Annotated in this window: 1 protein-coding gene; it reads left to right on the forward strand. The window is 58.1% G+C overall.

The genetic code is table 11. From position 1 onward, the window contains the following. Positions 1 to 3: 3 nt before the first annotated feature. On the forward strand, positions 4 to 1,878 hold a 1,875-nt coding region (locus AC6F7T_RS00985), incomplete at its 3' end, for a Tex-like N-terminal domain-containing protein (RefSeq protein ID WP_500716087.1).

Consider the following 1,878-nt stretch of genomic DNA (forward strand, 5'->3'; position numbering starts at 1 on the left):
CCGTTGGATGTGATCGCCCTGCTGCGCGAGGATACCGGCCTGGCGCCGGGATCAATCAAGCAGACTGTTGCCTTGCTGGAAGAAGGGGCCACGGTTCCCTTTATTGCCCGCTACCGCAAAGAGGCGACCGGCGAACTCGATGAGGTGCAGATTCGCCTGATAGAAGAACGGCTGGCTTACCATAAGGAACTTGACGAACGGCGCCGGACGATTCTTAAAACCATTGATGAACAAGGCAAGCTGACGCCGGAGTTGCAGGCGCGCATTCTTGCCTGCCGGCAGAAGACGGAGCTGGAAGATCTGTACCTGCCCTTTAAGCCGAAGCGCCGTACCAAGGCGACCATCGCCAAAGAACAGGGGCTCGAACCCCTGGCGCAACAGCTTCTTACCGCTAAGGGCGCTGCGATTGATCTGCACCAGTTGGCTGCGCCTTTTGTTAACGCCGAACTGGGGGTTGCGGATGAGGCTGCGGCCTTGCAGGGAGCCGGTCATATTGTTGCCGAACAGTTTGCCGACACCGCCGCGGCCAGAGCACTGGTTCGGGAGCTGACCTGGGAACAGGGGATCTTCCGTTCTGGGCCGGCCCGTGGCAAGGAAGGGGCGGTAAGTAAATACGAGATGTACTACGATTTCAGCGAACCGCTAAAACAGATCCCCTCCCATCGCATGCTTGCCATGCGCCGGGGTGAAAAAGAAGAGTTTCTGCGCTTGCAGATCGAGGCGCCGGAGGAAGAGATTCTGGCACGTCTGGCGCAGCTGCTGATACCCAAGGGTTCCGCCTGCCGGGAATGGTTGCTGGCGGTTGTTGCTGATGCCTACGCGCGCCTGATCACCCCTTCCATCGAGGTGGAGTTGCGCCTGCAGGCCAAGCAGCAGGCTGATGAAGAGGCGATCCGGGTGTTTGCCGAGAACCTGCGCAATCTGCTTCTCGCCGCTCCGGCCGGGAGCCGTCGGGTGCTCGGGGTTGATCCTGGTTTACGAACCGGGTCCAAATTGGCGGCGGTGGATGAAACTGGCCGTTTTCTCGACCATGTTACCATTTACCCCCATACCGGGGGTGGTCGGGCAGGCAGTGCCGGGAAGGATCTGTTGCAGCTGATCAATAAGCATGACATTGAGATGGTGGCGATTGGCAACGGCACCGCCGGGCGTGAAATGGAGCAGTTTGTCCGCGCGGCGCTCAAGGAGGCTGGTAAAAAACTACCGGTAGTTATGATTAGTGAAGCTGGTGCCAGCGTTTATTCGGCTTCCGATATCGCCCGCGAGGAGTTCCCTGATCTTGATCTGACCGTGCGCGGCGCCATCTCCATCGCCCGACGCCTGCAGGATCCCCTGGCCGAGTTGGTCAAGGTCGATCCTAAAAATATCGGTGTTGGTCAATATCAACACGATGTCAGCCAGAGTGCGTTGAAAAAATCCCTCGATCAGGTGGTTGAATCGTGCGTCAACTATGTCGGCGTTGATCTCAATACCGCCAGTTGGGCGCTGCTCGGGTTCGTTTCGGGAATTGGTGAACATCTGGCGAAAGGGATTGTCCGCTATCGTGATGAGCAGGGAGCTTTTGCTACCCGCAAACAATTGCTCAAGGTTCCCCGTTTTGGTCAGAAGGCCTTTGAACAGGCTGCCGGCTTTCTGCGCATTCGTCAGGGCAGTGAACCCCTCGATAATACCGCAGTTCACCCCGAGCGCTACCAGTTAGTGGCGACCATGGCCAGGGACGCGGGGATTGATGTGGCGACCCTGATCAGCCGCCCGGAGCTGCTCGATCAGATTGATCTGAAGGCCTATGTGCGTGAGGATGTCGGTCTGCCGACCTTGCGCGATATCGTTGCTGAGTTAAAAAAACCCGGCCGTGATCCGCGTGAATCCTTTGTTGCC

This window comes from Pelovirga sp., assembly GCF_059864205.1.